This is a genomic window from Desulfotignum phosphitoxidans DSM 13687 (assembly GCF_000350545.1).
In the GTDB taxonomy this organism is placed as follows: Bacteria; Desulfobacterota; Desulfobacteria; order Desulfobacterales; family Desulfobacteraceae; genus Desulfotignum; species Desulfotignum phosphitoxidans.
In genome coordinates, this window is sequence record NZ_APJX01000003.1 from 295,038 (window position 1) to 315,401 (window position 20,364).

At 51.0% G+C, this 20,364-nt stretch carries 22 protein-coding genes; 11 read left to right on the forward strand and 11 right to left on the reverse strand.

Annotation, left to right across the window (positions count from 1 at the left end; all coding sequences use genetic code 11):
• Position 1: 1 nt before the first annotated feature.
• Positions 2-610, forward strand: coding sequence for a TIGR04211 family SH3 domain-containing protein (locus tag DPO_RS08875; RefSeq protein ID WP_006965490.1), 609 nt, complete (start codon positions 2-4; stop codon positions 608-610).
• On the forward strand, positions 607-2,229 hold the full coding sequence (gene nadB / locus DPO_RS08880) for an L-aspartate oxidase (protein ID WP_006965491.1): 1,623 nt from the start codon (positions 607-609) through the stop codon (positions 2,227-2,229). The genes DPO_RS08875 and nadB overlap by 4 nt, the downstream gene beginning before the upstream one ends.
• A gap of 7 nt (positions 2,230-2,236) precedes the next feature.
• Here nadB and DPO_RS08885 read toward each other — a convergent pair whose 3' ends face one another.
• The gene (locus tag DPO_RS08885) at positions 2,237-2,905 is read right to left on the reverse strand and encodes a small multi-drug export protein (RefSeq protein ID WP_006965492.1); all 669 of its coding nucleotides are present in this window, start codon (positions 2,903-2,905) and stop codon (positions 2,237-2,239) included.
• Positions 2,906-2,933: 28 nt separating this feature from the next.
• Positions 2,934-3,635 carry a bifunctional demethylmenaquinone methyltransferase/2-methoxy-6-polyprenyl-1,4-benzoquinol methylase UbiE gene (gene ubiE, locus DPO_RS08890; RefSeq protein ID WP_006965493.1) on the reverse strand — a complete coding sequence of 234 codons (702 nt, stop codon included), beginning with the start codon at positions 3,633-3,635 and terminating at the stop codon, positions 2,934-2,936.
• 126 nt (positions 3,636-3,761) lie between these two features.
• Between ubiE and dnaJ the strand changes: the two genes are divergently transcribed.
• Together dnaJ and queD are read left to right on the forward strand one after the other, a co-directional pair.
• A complete protein-coding gene (gene dnaJ / locus DPO_RS08895) occupies positions 3,762-4,865 on the forward strand; it encodes a molecular chaperone DnaJ (RefSeq protein WP_006965494.1) in 1,104 nt (367 codons plus the stop codon).
• A gap of 15 nt (positions 4,866-4,880) precedes the next feature.
• Positions 4,881-5,264 (forward strand): 6-carboxytetrahydropterin synthase QueD, encoded by a 384-nt coding sequence (queD, locus tag DPO_RS08900; RefSeq protein WP_006965495.1) that lies wholly within the window; start codon positions 4,881-4,883, stop codon positions 5,262-5,264.
• Between the two features lie 12 nt (positions 5,265-5,276).
• On the opposite strand, the gene DPO_RS08905 is transcribed toward queD, so the two are convergent.
• From DPO_RS08905 to DPO_RS08915, 3 genes are all read right to left on the reverse strand, one after another.
• Entirely contained in the window at positions 5,277-6,653 is a 1,377-nt protein-coding gene (locus DPO_RS08905; protein WP_006965496.1) for an NAD(P)/FAD-dependent oxidoreductase, read from the reverse strand.
• Complete coding sequence (locus tag DPO_RS08910) at positions 6,643-7,752, reverse strand: hemolysin family protein (RefSeq protein WP_006965497.1); 1,110 nt, start codon at positions 7,750-7,752, stop codon at positions 6,643-6,645. Before DPO_RS08910 ends, DPO_RS08905 begins: the two co-directional genes overlap by 11 nt.
• A gap of 91 nt (positions 7,753-7,843) precedes the next feature.
• Entirely contained in the window at positions 7,844-8,734 is an 891-nt protein-coding gene (locus DPO_RS08915) for a LysR family transcriptional regulator (RefSeq protein ID WP_006965498.1), read from the reverse strand.
• A 167-nt stretch (positions 8,735-8,901) separates the two neighbouring features.
• On the opposite strand from DPO_RS08915, the gene DPO_RS08920 reads away from it, so the two are divergent.
• From DPO_RS08920 to DPO_RS08925, 3 genes are all read left to right on the forward strand, one after another.
• Entirely contained in the window at positions 8,902-9,492 is a 591-nt protein-coding gene (locus tag DPO_RS08920; protein ID WP_006965499.1) for a PQ-loop repeat-containing protein, read from the forward strand.
• A gap of 537 nt (positions 9,493-10,029) precedes the next feature.
• A complete protein-coding gene (locus DPO_RS25525; RefSeq protein ID WP_160166906.1) occupies positions 10,030-10,176 on the forward strand; it encodes a hypothetical protein in 147 nt (48 codons plus the stop codon).
• A gap of 46 nt (positions 10,177-10,222) precedes the next feature.
• Positions 10,223-11,101: a hypothetical protein gene (locus DPO_RS08925; RefSeq protein WP_006965500.1), complete on the forward strand. Its 879-nt coding sequence runs from the start codon at positions 10,223-10,225 to the stop codon at positions 11,099-11,101.
• Between the two features lie 625 nt (positions 11,102-11,726).
• On the opposite strand, the gene DPO_RS08930 is transcribed toward DPO_RS08925, so the two are convergent.
• Positions 11,727-11,921 (reverse strand): hypothetical protein, encoded by a 195-nt coding sequence (locus tag DPO_RS08930; protein ID WP_040011733.1) that lies wholly within the window; start codon positions 11,919-11,921, stop codon positions 11,727-11,729.
• A 328-nt stretch (positions 11,922-12,249) separates the two neighbouring features.
• Between DPO_RS08930 and DPO_RS08935 the strand changes: the two genes are divergently transcribed.
• Positions 12,250-12,498: a DUF2442 domain-containing protein gene (locus DPO_RS08935; RefSeq protein WP_006965501.1), complete on the forward strand. Its 249-nt coding sequence runs from the start codon at positions 12,250-12,252 to the stop codon at positions 12,496-12,498.
• Positions 12,499-12,540: 42 nt separating this feature from the next.
• Here the strand turns inward: DPO_RS08935 and DPO_RS08940 are convergent, their stop codons facing one another.
• Genes DPO_RS08940 through DPO_RS08950 form a run of 3 tightly spaced genes read right to left on the reverse strand, consistent with a single transcriptional unit; the run spans position 12,541 to position 16,395 of the window.
• The gene (locus tag DPO_RS08940) at positions 12,541-13,740 is read right to left on the reverse strand and encodes a lytic murein transglycosylase (protein ID WP_006965502.1); all 1,200 of its coding nucleotides are present in this window, start codon (positions 13,738-13,740) and stop codon (positions 12,541-12,543) included.
• A complete protein-coding gene (locus DPO_RS08945; protein ID WP_006965503.1) occupies positions 13,737-15,302 on the reverse strand; it encodes a GTPase family protein in 1,566 nt (521 codons plus the stop codon). The genes DPO_RS08940 and DPO_RS08945 overlap by 4 nt, the downstream gene beginning before the upstream one ends.
• Positions 15,277-16,395, reverse strand: a complete 1,119-nt coding sequence (locus tag DPO_RS08950) for a YcjF family protein (protein WP_006965504.1) — start codon at positions 16,393-16,395, stop codon at positions 15,277-15,279. The genes DPO_RS08945 and DPO_RS08950 overlap by 26 nt, the downstream gene beginning before the upstream one ends.
• Before the next feature lie 218 nt (positions 16,396-16,613).
• Here DPO_RS08950 and tmk point away from each other — a divergent pair, with 218 nt between their 5' ends.
• The 3 genes from tmk to DPO_RS08965 are packed head-to-tail and all read left to right on the forward strand — an operon-like array spanning position 16,614 to position 17,922.
• The gene (gene tmk, locus DPO_RS08955) at positions 16,614-17,243 is read left to right on the forward strand and encodes a dTMP kinase (protein WP_006965505.1); all 630 of its coding nucleotides are present in this window, start codon (positions 16,614-16,616) and stop codon (positions 17,241-17,243) included.
• Positions 17,244-17,286: 43 nt separating this feature from the next.
• A complete protein-coding gene (locus tag DPO_RS08960) occupies positions 17,287-17,721 on the forward strand; it encodes a DUF3842 family protein (RefSeq protein WP_006965506.1) in 435 nt (144 codons plus the stop codon).
• Positions 17,722-17,733: 12 nt separating this feature from the next.
• Complete coding sequence (locus DPO_RS08965) at positions 17,734-17,922, forward strand: CooT family nickel-binding protein (RefSeq protein ID WP_006965507.1); 189 nt, start codon at positions 17,734-17,736, stop codon at positions 17,920-17,922.
• Between the two features lie 148 nt (positions 17,923-18,070).
• Here the strand turns inward: DPO_RS08965 and gltA are convergent, their stop codons facing one another.
• The gene (gene gltA, locus DPO_RS08970) at positions 18,071-19,474 is read right to left on the reverse strand and encodes an NADPH-dependent glutamate synthase (protein WP_006965508.1); all 1,404 of its coding nucleotides are present in this window, start codon (positions 19,472-19,474) and stop codon (positions 18,071-18,073) included.
• A gap of 33 nt (positions 19,475-19,507) precedes the next feature.
• Positions 19,508-20,338: a sulfide/dihydroorotate dehydrogenase-like FAD/NAD-binding protein gene (locus DPO_RS08975; RefSeq protein WP_006965509.1), complete on the reverse strand. Its 831-nt coding sequence runs from the start codon at positions 20,336-20,338 to the stop codon at positions 19,508-19,510.
• Positions 20,339-20,364 lie beyond the last annotated feature (26 nt).

Here is a 20,364-nt window from a genome sequence, read left to right on the forward strand (position 1 = left end):
AATGACCAAATGGATGAAACTATGCGTTATCCTGTGTGTATGGGGGTGGGTGTCCGGGGTCGGGGCCCAGGAAATGTATGTGAGCGGGATTACCAAAATCACCATGCGCACCGGGCCGGGGGTCGAACATAAAATTTTGGCCATGCTGGAATCCGGTTCCCGGCTGGAAGTGATGGAGTATCAATCGGACTGGTCTCTGGTTCAGACAGAGAATCAAAAACAGGGGTGGGTTTTGACCCGTTTTCTGACAGAAGACAAGCCGTTGACATTTCAGGTTGAAACGCTGAAAAAACAAAATAAAGACCTGGCAGACGCACTTGAAAAACTTGACACACAGAATCAGATCCTGGCTGAAAAAAATCAGGCCTTAGCGGATATCGAAGAAAAATACCGGGATTTGAAGCAGGCATCGGCTGATTTTATGGAACTCAATGAAAAATACAAAGCCCTGGTTCAATTGTCAAAAGAGCAGGCACAGCAGATTTCAATGCTAAAGGAAAATCTGAACAATGAAGCCATGCTGTGGTTTCTGAGCGGGGCCGGCGTGTTTATTGTGGGATTGATCCTCGGGCTGAGTACCCGGAAGAAAAAGAGACATTCATTATTATGATCCGAAAAACCGATTTTCTGGTGATCGGCAGTGGTATCGCCGGACTGAGTTATGCATTAAAGGCCGCTGAACACGGGCATGTCACCATTATTACCAAAAAAAATATTCAGCAGAGCAACACGGCCCTGGCCCAGGGCGGGGTGGCAGCCGTGTTCGGAAAGCAGGATTCTTTTGATCTGCACGTGGCGGACACCCTCAAAGCCGGGGATGGCCTGTGTAACCGGGAAGTGGTAAAAATGGTGGTGGAAAACGGGCCGGACCGGATCCGGGAACTGGTGGATCTGGGTGCCCGGTTCAACATGGCAGGCACGGGTAAATTTGATTTTTCCATGGGCCGGGAAGGCGGGCATTCCGTCAAACGCATCATCCATGCCCATGACCTGACCGGCAGGGAAATTGAAGACGCTTTGGTGGCAAAGGCCAGAGAACATGACAATATCACCATTCTGGAAGATCATGTGGCCGTGAACCTGATCACGGTTTCTTCCACCGTTCGCAGCGGTGTGCTGGTGACCCACTATGAAAACAGCTGCTGCGGGGCGTATGTACTGGACAATGCCACCGGCCGGGTGGAAACCTTTCATGCGGCCGTGACCCTGCTGGCCACGGGAGGGGCGTGCAAGATTTATCTGTATACCTCCAATCCGGATATCGCTACAGGCGACGGTATTGCCATGGCCTACCGGGCCGGGGCGTCCGTGGCCAACCTGGAGTTTGTCCAGTTCCATCCCACCTGCCTGTATCATCCGGAAGCCAAGAATTTTCTGATTTCCGAAGCTGTGCGGGGTGAAGGGGCCGTGTTGATCGATGCCAAAGGCCGGCGGTTCATGGCAGACTATACCCCGGAAAAAGAACTGGCCTGCCGGGACGTGGTGGCCAGGGCCATTGACAGTGAACTCAAGAAAACCGGGGCGGAATCGGTATTTCTGGATATTTCCCATAAAGATCCTGATTTTGTCCGTGAGCGGTTTCCCCATATTCACGCCCGGTGCCTGGAATACGGCATCGATATCACCACGGATCCCATCCCCGTGGTGCCGGCGGCCCATTACATGTGCGGCGGGGTGGCTACGGATCTGAAAGGAAAGACCGATGTCCAGGGGCTGTATGCCGTGGGAGAAACCGCGTGCACCGGGCTTCACGGCGCCAACCGCCTGGCATCCAATTCACTGCTGGAAGCCCTGGTTTATGCCCACAATGCGTATCTGGATTCCGTTAAAAATCTGTCGGCCATCAGAAAACAAAATATGGATGTCACCCTGGCACCCTGGGATGAAACCAACACCTCGGACAGTGATGAAGCCATTGTGGTGTCCCATAACTGGGATGAGATCCGGCGGCTCATGTGGAATTATGTGGGGATCGTCCGGTCGGACAAGCGGTTGCAGCGGGCGGCCCGGCGTGTCAAAACCATTCACGATGAAATCGACGAATATTACTGGGATTTTAAACTGACATCCGATCTGGTGGAGTTGAGAAACCTTGCCACCGTGGCAAAACTGGTGATTCAATCTGCACTCTCAAGAAAAGAAAGCCGCGGACTTCATTACAATATCGGATATCCCGAAAAAGACGACACCCGGTGTTTAGTTCCCACGATTCTGAAAAAACGGTTCTGAAATCCCATCAGGGGTCCAGCGGTTTTTTCCGGCGCAACGATTCAATGAGCCGGCGGATTTTTCCGAAATAGGGGATGAGTACCAAAATGAGGATGATGACAAAAAAAGACTGAATCATCTGAAACCGCTCATCTAAGAATTCGAAAAATTCAAACCACAGGACCAGGGCCGTCAGGGTGCCCAGAAATGTGGCGGAAAAATTTCGGATCCAGCCCAGCCCGATCATACTGCCGATGATGGCACCCACCACGGGTCCGGTAACAGGCAAAGGAATCATGACAAACAAAAAAATACCGAACCATCCGAACCGTTCAATTTTGTGCTTTTTTTTCAGGGCCGTTTCCGCCACCCGTTCCATGGCCCGGATTATCCATTCCACCCGCAGGTAGTTGGTCGTTGTCAACGCAAAAACGGCATAGGTGAAAAGCACCACCATCACTTCCAGATAAAAGTTGTAGAATATGGTGGGAAACGCGGTGAGCCCCTGCAGGATGCACAAGCCGATGCCAACGGATCGGCCGCCGAACGTATTGGCAAAAAAAGTGAGAATCAGGGTTTTTGCCAATGCCGCATCCGTGGCAAGATAAAAACCGATGGTACCCACAAGCACCAGGGCCATACAGATACTGATGATCAGCAGTTTGCCCTGGGTGGTTTTGAAAAGCTGGTTTTTCATGCTGTTTTTTTTTCAGTGCAAGGCTGGATTATTGACGGGTACCGACAAACAAGGTGACAATGCCAAAGGACATGGGTTTAAACCGCACGCGGCTGAATCCGGTTTCCGACATCATCCCGGCAAAGGCATCCGGCGCGGGAAATTTCAAAACAGATTCAGGCAGATAATAATAGGCATTGTTATCTTTTGAAAAAAAAGCCCCGATCAGCGGCAGCACTTTTTTGAAATAACTTAAATAAATGGGTTTTAAAAAAGGGTTTTGGGGGGTTATCAGTTCCAGAACCGCCAGTTTTCCGCCGGGTTTGAGCACCTTGTAAAATTCAGACAATGCCCGGGGCCGGTTCATGATATTCCGGATGCCGAAAGCGATGAACACAGCATCAAACGTTTCCGGAAGGAACGGCAGGGCCAGCGCGTCCCCGTTCACCAGACAGATGCTTTGGTTGGATTGGGCAGCGCATTTTTTTTTGCCGGCATCCAGCATGGCATAGGAAAAATCCAGGCCTGTGATCCGGGTGCGGCCTGTAAGATGGCGGCTCAAGGCCAGGGCCACATCACAGGTGCCGCAGGCCACATCCAGAATCCGGCTTTCCGGCCCCGGCGCCGCGGCCCGCACCATCTGGTTCCGCCACATGACATCCTGGCGGAGACTGAGCAGGCGGTTCAGGAAATCATATCTATGGGCGATTTTGTCAAACATTCCCTTGACAAAATCAAGTTCTTTGTTCATCGTTGACAACCTGAATTTCAGGATTAGTTTATATTATTTATCACAGACAGCTAGGAAACGTACCATAACGGGGCAAAGATTACAAACAAAACCATGCGGAAACGAACTGGAACAATTGGGTAAGTTATGACTGAAAAACGCGACTACTATGAAATCCTGGGTGTGACCCGGGATGCAGATAAAGTGACCCTGAAGAAAGCATACCGGAAACTGGCCATTAAATTCCATCCGGACAAAAATCCCAACAACCGGGAAGCGGAAGACAAATTCAAGGAAGCGTCCGAAGCCTATGAAGTTTTGAGCAATGAAAACAAACGCCACATTTATGACCAGTTCGGGCACCAGGGACTGGAAGGGGCCGGCCATTCCGGACCCGGTGGATTTGAGGATATTTTTTCCAGCTTCGGTGACATATTTGAAGACTTTTTCGGATTCGGTGGTGGCCGGGGGGGCCGGAGCAACCGGGTGCAGCGGGGATCTGACCTGCGCTATAACATGACCATTGATTTCATGGAAGCAGCGTTCGGTACTGAAAAAACCGTGTCCATACCCAAACTGACCCAGTGTGACGAATGTGACGGCACGGGAAGCCGGCCCGGGACTGACGTGGAAACCTGCGCCCATTGCCACGGTACGGGCCAGTTTATCCAGAGCCAGGGATTTTTCAAGGTCAAGACCACCTGTCCTTATTGCAAGGGCCGGGGCAGTATCATTTCCGATCCCTGTCCCAAATGTGTGGGGGCCGGCCGTGTGGAAACCGTGCGCAAGGTGCAGGTCAAAATTCCGGCCGGCGTGGATGTGGGGTCCAAACTGCGCCTGACGGGTGAGGGAGAAGCGTCTCCCAGCCCGGGCGGTCCGTCCGGAGACCTGTATGTGGTCATCAATGTGAAACCCCACAAATTTTTCCAGCGGGACGGCAACGACATTGTCTGTGCCATTGACATCTCCTTTGCCCAGGCAGCGCTTGGGGCCGATATCACCGTGCCCACCCTGGTGGGGGAGGAAACCCTCACCATTCCCAAAGGCACCCAGTTCGGAGACAGCTTCCGGCTTTCCGGACAGGGGATCGCTTCATTGCGCACGGGCCGGCGGGGAGACCAGATTGTCAAGGTGCTCATCAAAACCCCCACCAAACTCACTGCCAAGCAAAAGGAATTATTAAAGCAGTTTGACAAACTGGATGGCAACAAAATTTCCAATAAATTGAAAAATCTGTTTAAAAATTTATAGCAACAGGCAGGTCCCATGTTTGAACTGAAAGTTAAAACCCGGTTTGCCGGTGCCCATCGATTGACCATGGTGGGCCAGAAATGTGAAAACCTTCACGGCCATAACTGGCAGGTGGAAGTGTGTGTCAAAGGCCCTAAACTGAATGATGCCGGGGTGCTGGCGGATTTCGGGGACATCAAAAAAGCAGTGCGTCAGGTGGTGGACGGAGACCTGGACCACAAATATCTCAATGAACTGTCTGTGTTTGAGGGCATGCAGCCCACCTCGGAGCGGATTGCCGTTTACATCGCCCGGCAGGTCCAGGCCCTGCTGGATGAGAATCTGCCGGAAAAATTACAGGTGTCCCGGGTCATGGCATGGGAATCAGAAGATGCCTGCGCCATCTACTATCCGGACTAATTTTTTTTTTGATTATTGCCGGGCAATAATGTGTTTGGCCGGAATCAGGCCCGTGGCGGCGGCAGACACGATATTACCGGCCACACCGGGCCCGTCGCCCGCCACATACAACCCGTTGATCTTTGTTTCCAGATGGTTGCTGGTTTCCACCTGGGTGGCAAAAAACTTGATTTCCGGGGCGTACAGCAGGGTTTCGTCGTTGGAAACCCCCGGCACCACCTGGTTGAGGATTTCCAGGCCCTCGATGATGTTTGACAGGATTCTTTCCGGCAGGGCCATGGCAATATCGCCACATACCACATTTGTCATGGTGGGTTCGATATAGCCTTTGCGGATGCGGTGCCAGGTGGAGCGGCGCCCCCGTTTCAGGTCCCCGAACCGCTGTAAAATAGGTTTGCCCCCGCCGATGATGGTGGCCAGCCGGCCGATGGACTCGCCATAGGACTGGTTGTCGGTCACGGGTTCCGTCAATATCACTTTGGACAGAAACGCAAAATTGGTGTTTTCCGATTTTTTTCCTGAATAGGCATGCCCGTTGACACACACAAAATCCCGGTAGTTTTCCAAAGAGATGAATCCCCCCTGGTTGGTGCAAAACGTTCTTGTCTGATCGTCATAGGTATGGGTCTGGATAAAAAAAGTGGGATCATAGATGATGTTACACAGATCGTCCATGATATCATTGTGCACCTCCACCCGGACCCCTACTTCGATGCCCCGCTGGCTTAGGTTAATACCGTGTTTTTGTGCCACTGTTGCCATCCAGTTGGCCCCCACCCGTCCCGGGGCCAGAATCACATGTGGGGCCTCATACGTGGCCTTGTCCGTGACCACGCCGGTCACCTGCCCGTCCTGTTCCAGAATATCGGTGACGGTCTCGTTGACTTTGACGGCCAGCCCTTTTGCCCGGATATGATCCGCCATGGCAGCGATATACCCGGGCAGGTTGTCAGACCCTAAGTGTTTCTGCCGGATGAGCATCAGGTCGATGCCGAAACGCCGGGCCTCTTTTCGGATCTGCCGGGCTGCGTCCATGTCCGTGGGATAGACGGGCCCGTCCATGTTGAACCGGGTGAACACGGCTTCGGTTTCATCGATCAGGGCCTGGGCCTCTGACAAGGGCATGAACTGGGTCAGATCGGTTTTTCCCAGCCGGGGAATGAAATTGAGCTTGCCGTCGGAATACAGCCCGGCCCCGCCGATGCCTGACAAAATATTGCACGGGTCGCATCCGACGCATTTCTGCAAATGATGGTTGGGGCATTTGCGTTTGAGAGGCTCTTTGCCTTTTTCAATGAGCAGCACCTTGAGCCGGGCATGTTCCATCAGATACCCGGCGGCAAACAACCCTGCCGGTCCGCCGCCCACAATAATCACGTCATATGTCATTTCCGGGTGTCTCCGTTGTTTCCGGCTCCAGGCCCATGGCTTTGGCCCGGGCCATCCACTGTTTCCGGGCCAAAGCCCGCATATCGATTACATTGTCACTTTCATCCACGATTTCCATTCCCATGAGGGTTTCAATCAGGTCTTCCAAAGTCACCAGCCCGTCTGTGCCCCCATGTTCACTGACAATCAGGGCAATGTGCTGACGCTCAGTCAGAAACCGTTCAAACAGCACGGTCAAAGGGATGGAGCTGGGCACGGCCATGATTTCCCGTTTCAGGGCCTTGAGTGTTTCATTTCCCCTTTTCTGGGCCATGAAAATCAATATATCATCTTTGAGAACAAACCCCGTGGCATCGTCTAAGTGTGATTTGTACAAGGGCAGGCGTGAAAACGGAGTTTTCATGATGTATTTCAAAGATGCATCAATGGTCATGTCTTCGGGCAACGCAGATACCACGGTGCGCGGTGTCATGATATCCGTGGCTTTCAGACTTTCAAACCGCAGCAGATTCTGAATGATTCTGGATTCTTTGGTGTGGATCTGACCCGTGCGTTCACCCACGGATGCCATGGCAATGAATTCATCCCTGGAAAAAATATGCATGGTTTTTCCCCGGGAAATGAATTTGGTCAGTTTTTCAGACAGCCAGACAATGGGGTACAGGATGGTAATCAGCGTGTTGATGAAAATCGCGGTGGGGCCGGTCAGGCGCGACCAGTAGACCGCACCGATGGTTTTGGGAAGGATTTCCGACAGAAACAGGATCATCAGGGTCATGGCGGCGGAAAACACCCCGAACCAGGCGCTGCCGAACACGGCCGTGGCTTTGGCTCCCGCACCGATGGCCCCGACGGTATGGGCAATGGTATTCAATGTCAGAATGGCAGCCAGAGACCGGTCCACATTGTCCTGTTTAAGTCGCTGCAAAAGCGCGGCTTTCCGGGGATGGTTTTTTTTCAACCCTTCGATATACGAGGGAGTGACACTCAAAAGAACGGCTTCCGCCACGGAACACAGAAATGAAAAAAACAGGGCCAGCCCCACATACAGGATCAATCCCAGGATATCAGTATCCATCCGGCCGAAAATAGGGTTCATGAATGTGGATTCCTAAGTGTTTGTGAATAAAAGTCGTTATATTTCATGGGGCTACCATAATCATCTGCCAGGATGGGTGCAAGAAAAAAACTCAAGGTCTTTTTGACCGCAGCTGCATGGCCAGGTGCATGAAATTTTCCAGGACCCCGGTGATTTTTTTGTTCTTATGCCAGACCATCAGCACAGGGGTGGTCAAATCCTTTGCCCAGTTCAACGGCACCAGTTCCCTGTTTTGAAGCTCGTTTTGTATGGAATTTTTTGGAAGAATCGTCAAGCCAATGCCTTTTTTGACACATTCTTTGATGGCTTCGACACTGGTGATTTCTATGATACAGGCTGGTTTTACCATGTGCGTGTTCAGCAGCTGCCTGAACGGGAGGCCGTATCCGCACCCTGTTTTTAAAAATAAAAGTGTTTCAGCATGAAGGTCTTTTGCATCGACGGTGGGCTTTCCCGCCAGGGGATGGGTGGGAAGCGCCGCCATAATCAGGGTTTCAGTAAAGATTTTTTCCGTGATCAGCCGGGGGGAACTGATGTAGTCGGAAAAAATAAAAGCCAGATCGATCGCTTCCGTCTGAAGTTCATTTTCGATATTGTTTTCCAGACAGTTGCTGATATCAAACTGAACGGCTGGATACTGTGCCAGCGTTTTTTTAATGAGGTCGGGAAAATAACAGTCAATAATTGCTTCCGGCCCTCTCACGCAAATCGTTTTCTGGGGCGTTTTTTTCCCTGTGATGTCATCAATGGCCTCCTGCTCCATGGAAAGCAGTTTATTGGCATATCCGACCATTTTTTCACCGGCCGTGGTCAACTGCACTTTTTTCCCCATGCGTTTGAAAAAAAAGGCGCCCATTTCATCTTCCAGGGATTTGATCTGGTTTGATACCGTGGATTGCGCACAATTTAAATACCTGGCCGCCTGGTTGAAATTTAAAAAAGCCGCCACGGTTTTGAATGTCTTCAGCTTATATAAATCCATTGCCACCTATATTTTAATCGTATTTTTCGATTATACATATCATTATTTATCGTTGGACGCATCTGAAAAAATGCATTAATCCATTTAAACGATAGAAATCAGAACACCACTGATTCGACAGCACGATTAAAAAACACCAAACATAGCCTGAAAGACCACAACAAACAATGAATATCACAGTCATTCTGGGTCTGGCCGGCACAGTCATCGGACTGGTCCGGGCCCTGCCGCAGCTTGTCAGGCTGTTGCGCTCAAGACAGGCCTTAGGGGTTTCCGTTGACACGGCCTTGACCAGTGCCATCGTCAGTTTCGGCTGGGCCGCCTACGGGGTTTTGACAAACCAGCCCTATGTGACCCTGGCCACGGGCGCATCCGCCGCTGTTTTTTTTGTGATCACGATATCTGCCTTGAAATTCGGGCGCAACATCAAAGAATTCCGGATTGCCCCGGTCTGGTTTGTTGCGCTGTGTGTTGCGTTTCTGATCAAGGGACAGGCGGGTCTTGGCATCATCTTGCCCATCAGTATTCTGGTGTCCAACATTCCTCAGATATGCGTGGCAGCCAGGGAAGAAGACCTGACGGACCTGTCTTTTGGGACATGGGTGCTGTCCATGTCGGACGGGTTGGTGTGGGGATTGTATTCCGTGATTGAGCAGGATTATTCCATCATGGTTTTTGCATTGTTTCAGCTGATGACAAGCGGAGCGATCGTTTTTTTGAAATTTTTGAACCAGAAGAAACATCACGCCGAGGTCTGAAAAATGCCATGACCGCCAGCAGCCGCGACCGTGATACCAGTGTTATTAGGGCACTTCAGGTATCACTATGGGCGATAAGGAATGAATCGGATCATCAGGTCGCTGTTTACGCTTTTTGCCACAAGTAGCAAAACGCGTAAACAGCGATTTATGGCAGGATTTTGCCATCCAGAAAATGGCGAAAAAGCACGGTTGGCCTGAATCTCTGGTTTAATTACAGCCGCTGGTAAATGCAAATGATTTTGACCGGTTCAAGGCACTTTCCCTGCTGATCACTGGTGAATCCCCGTGATCGGAACAGGTCTGTTGCAACATAATTGCAAATTGCTTGTGCTTTGGCAGACTTCGTGATATCGAAACAATGGTTGAGTTTTTATGGTGTTACAACTTGTTGCAATATCCTAAAATCTCAATTTGTTAGCACCGCGATTAGGTGTTTTCCCCTATAGCAATTAGGTATTTTCTCTAATTGACATGAAGGTGTTTCATTGATAGGGCTTTCATGATTCGGTAAATATGGTGGTTTTTTTGAGAGTAATGAGTGCAAACCTTGCTGTAAAAAAAAGATCTGGTGCAGATGTAAAAGCTAAGAATAGGTGTTGGGATAAACTCTTAAAAAATGCTGAGAAAATGGGTTATTCTGAAGTTGAAAAATTAGTTAAATCCAAAAGAAAGAATCTATGAGCTATGTGACCAAATTAGTAACACTTTAACAATAGGAACAAAAACCATGGCTACCAAAAAAGAATGGGTTTATCGAGCGCTATTCGCCTCGGGTGGATTTCTTATGGGAAGATTATGGAATAACAATCGCGATACGTCAATAACAACAAAAGAAAAATCTGTTGAAGAATATTGGGATAGTGAACTCAATAAATTTGATGAAGTTACTGTATTTGAATCCCTCGTCTATATTATATCGGGATATTATAAGCTTATTACTTATATTGTCGAAAACAAAGAAATTATTCTTCAAACTCGAGACAAGTTAAAAAATGATTCAGAACTATCTTCTCAAATAAACCAATTAGAGTCAGAGTGTCCAAGCTTTTTTTATTACTTAAGCACATATGATATTTCTAAGCTTAACACTACCATAGAAGAAATCCACACCACGGTGAAATTACCTGATAATTTACAGAAATATTCGTTCAAATTAAAAAAAGATTATTTATTAAAATTGTCTGCACCAAAAGACAAACATAGCAAGTTTTGTAACATTTTCCTGTCTTCATTTGCGTATAATTATATTCGGAATATAGAAGGAGTGTGTCATACTGTTTCTGACATAGTTTTTGAGGCCTTAGATGGTGATGATTCAGGCCAACTGTTTGAAATGGATTTATTAGAGTTTATTGATTATGTAAAACGATTTTTATTATTAGCCCGGCCACTAATAAAAATCATAATCAAAGATTCCACTAAAGTGTTATCAAGAGATAATGATAGTCCAGATGAATGGGGGTTTCTTTCAAAACCCTTTACGTCTTTAGATAGAGATGGGTGGGAGTTAAGTTGTCCAAGATGCAAGAGTAGTAACTCTTGGACTGGAAGGATTTGTCTAAATAATTTATGTAGATTTCCCCTCAGACGTCCTTCAATATTCTAACGTGGGTAACCCGTAACCCGTAACCCAATTGCCCTCCTCACTTTCTTGTTTTTTTTGACAGAAACTGAGGAGTAAGGCACTGATCCCGCAGGTAAAAATCTGCTTGAATGACATGCACAGATCGGACAAGAAGAAGGATCGCCATCAAACAATTCAGCCACATTGCCACTATCCCTCTGGCGGCATGAGGTATGCGGGTAGTCCCGGTATGTGATGATCCTGAATTTCTATTATAAGGATTTGAAGTGGATGGCATTCCAGGTCTCGACAACCAAGGAAATTCTCCGGGACAGGTTCAAATATTTGGGAATTATTCTAATATAATGAGCCCATCCCGAATTCAACCATAATTATCCAATACCAGAAATTTTCCATGGCCTTTTTATAAAGGATACCAACAGTATTCTAAATTTACCAGCAGGGTTATTCCCTCTCGAAAAAAAGTTTAGAACATATGCCGGTAATCAGTACCGCCTTCTGGAAAAGACGCAATCTGTGTGCATGTCTCGGAAAAATTTTGAGATTGGCTGGAGGCTCAGGTAAAGATTGGCGGGTGAATATGTCAGGATGGTCGGTTTGTTTTTTCCCGGTGAATCCCTCTATCTTTGCGGGATACCACCATGTATCATTTGATGATTGTCAGAAGTGCAAATTTTTGCATTTCTGACAATCCTGTTTTCATCAACCATCTGATAAGGCTGGAAACAGTTGATATAAGGGAGTTTTCGATAGAAGTAAGCCTTGGCCATTTTTTTGACGGGCTGGCAAAATAACCCATGCCTTGGGTGGATGAAAAAATATCAGTGGGATCATGTTTCATAAACCTTTTCGAAAAACCTGAAATCACTTGACTGGCGGTGATTTGGGAGTGTCTATTCTAAAATCTGTTTTTGAAAGTATCAGAAATGCAAAATTTTGTATTTCTGATAAGTTTGTTTTGCAATGGTACTGAAAAGGATGCCAATTGGGGACATGCGATTGGTCAGGCTTTGTGACTGTACCGATAATGCCCCCTTTCAAGGATCCTTTGCATGATTTTTCTGAGGCTGAATAAAAATTATGATACCAATAAAATACCAGACTGAATTACAAACCATTTGGAAAACACAGGAATTTAAAAAACTGCCGCCTCTGGAGTAACGCAAAAGATGCAGATACCAAAAATATTACATGTTGCCGCGTCAGATCATAAACTGCTCACCATCGTTTTCACAAATGGCGAAAAAAAAATATATGATGTCAGTAGACTATGGGATAATGAAATGTTTGCGCCGTTGAAAAATCCTTCTTTTTTTAAAAATGTCAAAGTTGAAACAGGGGGCTACGCTGTTTATTGGAATGACAATATTGATATCAGTGAATATGAACTTTGGAAAAACGGAAAGAATTCCCAGTAGCTCACACTCAGCCTGCCGGGTTCCATGGCAATCCGCCAGGGGTTATTGGCGAAGGGCCTCAAGTATGTCCAGCGAAGGCTTGCCGTCCGCCGGCATACCCATCTCTTTTTGAAAGATTCGGATGGCCGCTCTGGTCGCTTCGCCAAGCAGACCGTCAATCTCTCCGGAATAATACCCTTTTTTTTGGAGCAGGGCCTGAAGGAGGAACTTTTCCTCCCCGTTCAAGCTTCCCGGCGGCCGGGGCCAGGGCTGCACCAGCCCCTTGCTGCCGGCCAGCCGGTCGGCGAGCAGTCCTACGGCCAGGGCATAGGCATCGGCGTTGTTGTAGCGCTTGAGGACAAAAAAATTTTTCAACACCAAAAATGCCGGTCCTTTTTTGCCTGCCGGAAGTTTAAGCACGGCCCGATCATCCGGGCGGGGGAAGGTTCTTCCACGGGTTCGGGAAAACCCCGCCTTTTGCCAGTCGGCGAGAATTCTGGTTTCGTTGAGCCAACGCGCTCCACCGGCCGGGAGGACCACCTCGTACCCCCAGGTTTTGCCGCTTAGCCAGCCATTGCGGTGAAGCAGGTTGGCGGCCGTGGCCAAAGCATCGGGCACGGAGTTCCAGATATCGCGACGGCCGTTGCCGTCCATATCTACGGCATAGGCCAGGTAACTGGTGGGAATGAATTGGGTGTGGCCCATGGCGCCGGCCCAGGAACCGGTCAGGTGCTGGGGTCCGACATCCCCGGCCTGGAGAATCTGCAACACGGCAACCAGTTGTTTTTCAGCAAAATTTTTCCGTTTTGGATCGGCATAGGCCAGCGTGGCAAGGGCCTGGGGGACGTAATGCAGCCGTTCGGGTTTATCGAAAACGGCCCCATAAGCGGACTCCATCGACCAGATGGCGAGCAAAATCTTGGCCTCAACCCCGAAACGGTTCTCTACGGCCGCAAGGGTCCGGGCGTAATCCTGCGCCATCTTCAAGCCTTGCTCGACACTCAACGGGGTGATCCGGGAATCGAGGTAATCCCAGATTTCTACCGTAAATTCTGGCTGAAAGCGGGCCTTTTCCAGCACCCTGGCATCGGGTTGCTCAATGCCGTGAAAAGCGGTCTCCCAGGTGGCCCGGCTGATCCCTTGACTGGCCACCTGAGGATAAAAATCCTCCAGCCACTGGTGAAAATCTTCTCCCCGGGAGACCTCCGGCAGGACCAGGACCAGGAACAGGATTCCCATTATGAAGCGCACACACTTTTTCATATTTTTCCTTGTTTGCCATTGTCTGCCGCGATGATGGCGAACAGTGACCTGCCTGATTGATAGAGCCGCCCGGCCTGGTCACGGATCTTACCCATACCGTTCGTTTGGATCCGGCGGCGGTTCAGTTGGGTCTGCAGCCCCTGCTGACAGGATGTGTCGATCCGCTTTTTGAGTTCATCAAGATGATAGGGTGGTTGGTTTTCAGCGACAGCCAGAGGTATCAGTTCGTCCAAGCCGAGCAGGTCGCGATTGTACGTCAGGGCCGCTTTAATGGTTTTTGCCTTGGGGGTTTTTGGATTTTCCAGGTCATAAGGCGGATGCCACTCCTGCACAGGGGGCAGGCGGTCCACCTGGTTCAGCACACCGATGATGACCGGGCGTTTTTGGGAACGGCGGGCTGTTGCCAGATAAAAGGCATCAAAATGCTGTTTAAAGTCGCTGTCCAGGGACCGGGCGGGCTGATTGGCTTTAAGCACCCAGATGATCATATCAGAGCGGGTGGCTTCCTTGAGCAGATGCTTTGTGGTCTTTTCCTTGCCGTCCAGACCCGGCAGATCAACCAGATGAACCATGTCCATTCCGTCAATCCGGCATTGATGTACGGTGGTGGCGCTGGTGGAGGGAAGCGGGTTCACTTCAGCGACCATGGCATCGACAAGGGCATTGATAATGGAGGATTTGCCTGAACCCGTCTGCCCGACAAAGCAGATTCGTAATGGCGCTAAGGGCGGTGCCATATTCCTGCTGTCCTGTTCTTGTGCCGCCGGATGATGCGCCTGGACCCGGAAACGTCCGCTGTAGAGATCGATGGCCACGGAAACCGCTTCCTGCAGCAGGGCCTGTTTCAACTTGAGCTGAAACTCGGCACTGACCCGCGTCATCATTTTGCCGACCACCTGACTGCGGAATTCAGCCAGTACCGCTGTCAGCGGACTGGCCAGCCGGACAATCCGGTAACTGTTCCACGCCCATTTAGCCGCTCTATAGCCGGACATCAGCTTTTCTTTGTTATCATACCCCTGTACCAGCAATGATAGACGTGTATTTTCAATGAAGGGAACATGAGTTTTGAGCAGCAGCCGATAGCGGCGGCTGATTTCCTCTACCATCATCAACAGTTCCGGAATGGAAAAGGCAAGTTCTTTGCGATCCCCTTTGTCGTGGTAGTTTTCAGCCACTGTCTTGATCAGCGCCAGGGCATGGGTCTGCAGATGCCCCCACTGGGCGTTTTCCGCCAGCTGTTGGGTGATTTCTTGGTTCAGTCGGTCCCAGACCTGGTGATCAAAATCCCCCCAATCGGCGGAAGCGGTTACCAGCCCCTCTTCCGGCAGGGGCAATTTGCCGGAAGAGGATCGCCGCAGTGTCCAGCTCAATGCCGTGACCAGGAGCGTGCAAAAGGCCAGCAGCGCAACAAAATACAGCATATAGCCATAGTCGATCAAAGCGATCAGTCCGAATATACCCAGAATCAGCACGGGCAAAACCAGGGCCACGGCCAGTAGCGGCATGGCTGCCGATGACAGTCGCCCAGCTGTTTTAATGCGGGTCAACAGGTGTTTCACGGGTCTTTACCTTTCGGACTTCGTTGAATGCCTGGTGATACAGGCGTTTCAGTTCCTGCTCGGAGACGGGTTCCCCCTTGCTTTTGTGATACAGATACTTGCAGGCGGCCCGGCCGATGGCATAGGTCGAACAAAAGCTGACGACAACGGCTGCGGCACTGCCGACGGTCTGCCCGTAAACCGGTATCAGTTTGGTGAGCTGACGGATGCCCAGCCTGGACAGATACCGCACGCTGAATCCCGCGCCCAGGGCCGCGGCAAAGTCGGCCAGGGCTTTTTTATTCCACGCGATCCCGTATTGCCCGGCCAGATGATGCAGCATTTTTGCCTGAATCATCGGGACTGTGCCCAATCCGATCACGGGGAGGACGTCTGTGCCGCCGGAAGCCGCCGCGTACCAGAGGATATCGTTACGAAGGGGAACAAAGCGGCGCTCTTCGGCACCGGCATGTTCTTTTTGGGTGCCCAGCAGGGCAATGATGGGTAAAAAATCAGCAAGGGCCGCGCGCAGGTCTTCCACCCCGACGATGCCGTTGCCCGCTCCTTCGAAATCCACGGCCACGGATTCAACCGGTTGTTTCCAGACGGATTCCACCTGGTTTTGATTGTGATTGATGGCCTGGCGGCGTTCAAGTTCATCATCAAGCAGCAGGATGCCCGTGTGGACCAGCAACAGATGTTTGACGGCACCGGATCTGCGAATCTGTTCAAGGGCCCGGATCACTGCGCTTTGCTCGGGTTCTTCTGCCTTCATCACGACGATGGCGGCATGGGTCGTTTGCGCACAGGCGGCAATGTCTGGGTCGGGATTGTAGTCGGCCTCGGCAAGACCCCGCGTATCAAGAAAACGCAGCAGCGGCTTTTCTGATGGAAAATCATAGCGCCGGGAGTTTTGGGTGCAGGGGCTGAAGCCATTGCCGATTTCAATATCTGAACGCCCTGTTACCGCTTGAATCAACGAGGATTTCCCTGCCCCGGTTTTGCCCAGCAGCCAGAGGGTGGGTAGACGGGCCGGACCAGCAGCCGGTTTTGTTGCGGCCGCTGTTTCAGGGGAGCTGATATGCCGGCGGATACGGTGAAATATTTTTTCCATTGTAAAGGAAATCCTCCTTGATACGCTTACAATAACTTGTATTTTTATCAGAGCCACGGATTCCAGACAAGAAAAATCCAGCTGGTTTGAAATATCAACAAGGCTGCCAAGTGATTTTCAGGTGGACGGGGTCCCTTCCGGCCTTGCCACTGCATCCGGATACTGATATATAATTGCCTTTGGCCATAATTTTGCAAATCACAAGGACTGAAAGGCACATGAAAACCGGCAGATTTGTGGTGTTCGAAGGGCTGGACGGGTCCGGCAAGACCACCCAGATGGCGCGGGTGCAGCAGCGGCTCACCCATATGGGGATTGGTGCGGATACCACGTGTGAACCCACGGACGGTCCGGTGGGGACCCTGATCCGTCAGATTCTGGAGGGCCGGGTCAGCATGGATCCCCGGACTTTGGCCGCTTTGTTCGCCGCGGACCGGACCGATCACCTGGTGGCCCCGGACACGGGGGTGAAAGCGTTGATGGAAAAAGGGCGGACCGTGCTGTGCGACCGGTATTATTTTTCCTCGTATGCGTATCATGCCATGGACATGGATCTGGAATGGGTGATGACGTTAAACGCCGTGAATGCACAGATTCTGAAACCGGATCTGACGCTGTTCATCGATGTGGCACCCAATACCTGCCTGGAGCGGATCCGGGCCGGCCGGACCCATCTGGATCTGTTTGAAAAAATTGACATTCTGACCCGGGTGCGGGATAATTATTTTGCCGCATTTGAACGGCTCAAAGACCAGGAAACCGTGAAGGTGGTGGACGGGAACGCGTCTGAAGACGCGGTGGAACAAGCAATCTGGCACGGGATCAGCCATATGTTTACCAAAGAGTAACTGTGTGGATGCATTGACAACCGAAAATAAAGACAAACAATTCATGGAAACCAGAAAAAAACAGACCATCTGTGTGGTGGACGGTCAGGGCGGGGGCATCGGTGCCGTGGTGATCAAAAAACTCAAAGACCGGTTCGGCGAGGATGTGGAGATCATTGCTTTGGGCACCAATGCCATTGCCACGGCCCAGATGCTCAAATCCCGGGCCAATAAAGGGGCGTCCGGGACCAATGCCATCATCCAGACCGTGAAAAAGGCGGATGTGATCATCGGGCCCGTGGGCATTATCATACCCCATGCCATGATGGGGGAGGTGACCGGCCCTATGGCTGAAGCCATCAGCCTGTCAGACGCCCGAAAGGTGCTGCTGCCCTTGAGCCAGGAAAATATCGACATTGTGGGGGTGGCCGGACTGCCGCTGCCCATGCTGGTGGATGAGCTCATGGCATCCCATCTGTCTTTCATTGAAACCCAATAAGGAGAACCAGACATGTGTGAAGCAAGTGCATATCTGAAACAAGCAGATAAGGAAACATTGATCATGGAAGCCGTGGACAAGGTGGAGCCCGATGAAAACGGGATCCGGCTGGTGTCCATTTTCGGGGATCAGAAATTCATCAAAGGCCGGATTCATTCCCTGTCTCTGGTGGATCACAAGGTGTTTATTCAACCGGAGTGAGACCGGCGGCACAACCTGTGTGCGTCAATGAAACCATTTGTTTCGATGGATTAAAAAAAGCCGCTGGAACCGGTAATGCCCCGGTTTTCAGCGGCTTTTTTTTATGATACAGGCGGACAGCTGTTCCCCCCTTTTGCTGGATGGGTGTTTACCAGCCGATGGTCAGATAGTCATGCATGGAGTTGGCCGCGGCCCTGCCGGCCCCCATGGCCAGGATGACTGTGGCGGCGCCTGTGACGATGTCGCCGCCGGCCCAGACCCCTTTTTTGGTGGTCTTGCCCGTGACCGGATCCGCCACAATATTGCCCCAGCGGTTTAACGCCATGTCCGGGGTGGCATTGGTCAACAGCGGGTTGGCGTTGGAACCCACAGACACCACCACCAGGTCGCAGTCAATTCTGAACTCAGACCCTTCGATGGGCACGGGCCGCCTTCTGCCCGAGGCGTCCGGTTCCCCCAGTTCCATTTTCAGGCATTCCATACCCGTGAGCCGGCCGTTCTCATCTCCAAAGAATTGCGTTGGGTTGGTGAGCAGCACAAACTCGATCTGTTCCTGCTGGGCATGGTGGAGTTCTTCTTCCCTGGCCGGCATCTCTTCTCTGGACCGCCGGTACACCACCTTCACGGAATCCGCGCCCAGGCGCATGGCCGTTCGGGCCGAGTCCATGGCCACGTTGCCCGCACCCAGCACCACCACGTTTTTGCCCTTGGCAATGGGGGTGTCGTATTTGGGGAACAGATACCCTTTCATCAGGTTGGTGCGGGTCAGGTATTCATTGGCGGAATAGATGCCGATGAGGTTTTCACCGGGCAGGTTCATGAACCGGGGCAGGCCGGCCCCCACACCGATATAGGCCGCGTCATATCCTTCCTCGAACAGTTCGTCAATGGTCACGGATGCGCCCACCACGGAATTACACTCGATGTTGGCACCCATTTTTTCCAGGGTGGCCACTTCCGATGCCACGATTTCCTTGGGCAGACGGAATTCAGGAATCCCGTATACCAGGACCCCGCCGGGTTTGTGAAATGCCTCAAAAATGGTGACATCATGCCCTTTGAGCAGCAGATCGCCTGCCACGGTGAGTCCGGACGGGCCCGATCCGATGACCGCCACTTTTTTCCCGGTTTTTTCGGCCACGGCCGGAATCCCGCCGGAACCGTTTTTCCGCTCATAGTCTGCGGCAAACCGTTCCAGATATCCGATGGCCACGGGCTTGTCTTTTTTGCCCACAATACATTTGCCTTCGCACTGTTCTTCCTGGGGGCAGACCCGGCCGCACACGGCCGGTAATGCATTTCTTTCCCACAGCTTGTTGGCGGCACCGGAAAAATCACCTTCGGCGATGCACTTGATAAAATCCGGGATGAGCACGGAAACCGGACACCCTTCCATACAGGCCGGTTTTTTACATTGCAGGCACCGTTTGGCCTCGGTCATGGCCATCTCTTCGGACAGTCCCATGGGGACTTCCTCAAAATTTCTCCGTCTGACATCCGGGTCCTGTTCCGGCATTTTGGCCCGGTCAATTTTCACTTTTTTTTCTGCCATTTATTCCTCCGTACAACCAGGGCGGTTGTTTGTTCATGCGTTGCTGTTTTCAAAGGTTTTCATGCTGGCTTTTTCTTCGTCCAGATAGGATGCCAAACGTTTGGCCAGCTCATCAAAATCCACTTTATGTCCGTCAAATTCCGGTCCGTCCACACAGGCGAATTTGGTGGCTCCGCCCACGGAAACGCGGCAGCACCCGCACATGCCCGTGCCGTCCACCATGATGGGGTTCAGACTCACAAAGGTTTTGACATTTTTTTCCTTGGTGATCAGGCTGCAGAACTTCATCATGGGAATGGGTCCGATGGCCACGGCCAGGTTGATGTCATCTTTTTCCAGAACATCTTTGAGTACATCCGTGACAAATCCGTGGTGCCCGTGGGATCCGTCATCCGTGCAGATGTGAAAATGATCGGACACGGCCCGCATTTTTTCTTCCATGATCAGCAGGTCATAGGTTCTGGCGCCTAAAATGGTGGTGACTTCATTGCCGGCCTGTTTCAGTGCCCGGGTAATGGGGTGAAGCACGGCAATTCCTGTGCCCCCGCCCACACACACCACTTTGCCGAAATTTTCAATATGAGTGGGTGCCCCTAACGGACCGATCAGGGCGAAATATTCGTCTCCGACCTGCAGTTGTTTGAACCGGGCCGTGGACTTGCCCACCACCATGTAGATAATGGTGATGGTTCCTTTGTCCGGGTTGGTATCCGCCATGGTCAGCGGAATACGTTCCCCGGTCTCATCGGCCTGAAGAATTACGAACTGGCCGGGTTTTGCTTTGCGGGATATGCGCAGGGCCTCAATCTCATTTAAAATGATGGTGCCCTGGGCCATTTCCTCACGATGGACAATTTTTGCCATTGGTTCCTCCTGTTGTCAAAAAAACA

Bases quoted from the DNA above. Each gene is read 5' to 3' on its own strand.
- DPO_RS08875 (WP_006965490.1), top strand. From the start codon at position 2: ATGACCAAATGGATGAAACTATGCGTTATCCTGTGTGTATGGGGGTGG.
- nadB (WP_006965491.1), top strand. From the start codon at position 607: ATGATCCGAAAAACCGATTTTCTGGTGATCGGCAGTGGTATCGCCGGA.
- DPO_RS08885 (WP_006965492.1), bottom strand. From the start codon at position 2,905: ATGAAAAACCAGCTTTTCAAAACCACCCAGGGCAAACTGCTGATCATC.
- ubiE (WP_006965493.1), bottom strand. From the start codon at position 3,635: ATGAACAAAGAACTTGATTTTGTCAAGGGAATGTTTGACAAAATCGCC.
- dnaJ (WP_006965494.1), top strand. From the start codon at position 3,762: ATGACTGAAAAACGCGACTACTATGAAATCCTGGGTGTGACCCGGGAT.
- queD (WP_006965495.1), top strand. From the start codon at position 4,881: ATGTTTGAACTGAAAGTTAAAACCCGGTTTGCCGGTGCCCATCGATTG.
- DPO_RS08905 (WP_006965496.1), bottom strand. From the start codon at position 6,653: ATGACATATGACGTGATTATTGTGGGCGGCGGACCGGCAGGGTTGTTT.
- DPO_RS08910 (WP_006965497.1), bottom strand. From the start codon at position 7,752: ATGAACCCTATTTTCGGCCGGATGGATACTGATATCCTGGGATTGATC.
- DPO_RS08915 (WP_006965498.1), bottom strand. From the start codon at position 8,734: ATGGATTTATATAAGCTGAAGACATTCAAAACCGTGGCGGCTTTTTTA.
- DPO_RS08920 (WP_006965499.1), top strand. From the start codon at position 8,902: ATGAATATCACAGTCATTCTGGGTCTGGCCGGCACAGTCATCGGACTG.
- DPO_RS25525 (WP_160166906.1), top strand. From the start codon at position 10,030: ATGAGTGCAAACCTTGCTGTAAAAAAAAGATCTGGTGCAGATGTAAAA.
- DPO_RS08925 (WP_006965500.1), top strand. From the start codon at position 10,223: ATGGCTACCAAAAAAGAATGGGTTTATCGAGCGCTATTCGCCTCGGGT.
- DPO_RS08930 (WP_040011733.1), bottom strand. From the start codon at position 11,921: ATGAAACATGATCCCACTGATATTTTTTCATCCACCCAAGGCATGGGT.
- DPO_RS08935 (WP_006965501.1), top strand. From the start codon at position 12,250: ATGCAGATACCAAAAATATTACATGTTGCCGCGTCAGATCATAAACTG.
- DPO_RS08940 (WP_006965502.1), bottom strand. From the start codon at position 13,740: ATGAAAAAGTGTGTGCGCTTCATAATGGGAATCCTGTTCCTGGTCCTG.
- DPO_RS08950 (WP_006965504.1), bottom strand. From the start codon at position 16,395: ATGGAAAAAATATTTCACCGTATCCGCCGGCATATCAGCTCCCCTGAA.
- tmk (WP_006965505.1), top strand. From the start codon at position 16,614: ATGAAAACCGGCAGATTTGTGGTGTTCGAAGGGCTGGACGGGTCCGGC.
- DPO_RS08960 (WP_006965506.1), top strand. From the start codon at position 17,287: ATGGAAACCAGAAAAAAACAGACCATCTGTGTGGTGGACGGTCAGGGC.
- DPO_RS08965 (WP_006965507.1), top strand. From the start codon at position 17,734: ATGTGTGAAGCAAGTGCATATCTGAAACAAGCAGATAAGGAAACATTG.
- gltA (WP_006965508.1), bottom strand. From the start codon at position 19,474: ATGGCAGAAAAAAAAGTGAAAATTGACCGGGCCAAAATGCCGGAACAG.
- DPO_RS08975 (WP_006965509.1), bottom strand. From the start codon at position 20,338: ATGGCAAAAATTGTCCATCGTGAGGAAATGGCCCAGGGCACCATCATT.